The organism is Citrobacter sp. Igbk 16 (assembly GCF_028069755.1).
Taxonomy (GTDB): Bacteria; Pseudomonadota; Gammaproteobacteria; order Enterobacterales; family Enterobacteriaceae; genus Citrobacter.
Genome location: NZ_JANEWJ010000102.1, coordinates 1 through 287 on the forward strand (window position 1 = coordinate 1; position 287 = coordinate 287).

Sequence of the window (287 nt, forward strand, 5' to 3'; positions counted from 1 at the left end):
TGAGACTATAAGTCTCCTGAAGGAACGTTAAAGACGATGACGTTGATAGGTCGGGTGTGTAAGTGTAGCGATACATTGAGCTAACCGATACTAATGAACCGTGAGGCTTAACCTTACAACGCCGAAGGTGTTTTGGCGAAAGACAGACATCAGTTTCAGCTTGATTACAGATTACATCAGAACGCAAAAAGCGGTCTGATAAACAGAATTTGCCTGGCGGCTGTAGCGCGGTGGTCCCACCTGACCCCATGCCGAACTCAGAAGTGAAACGCCGTAGCGCCGATGGT

At 48.4% G+C, this 287-nt stretch carries 2 rRNA genes; both read left to right on the forward strand.

From position 1 onward, the window contains the following. Positions 1-115 (forward strand): 23S ribosomal RNA (locus NNO03_RS22535); the annotation flags it as partial. Positions 116-212: 97 nt separating this feature from the next. Then, positions 213-287 (forward strand): 5S ribosomal RNA (gene rrf / locus NNO03_RS22540); the annotation flags it as partial.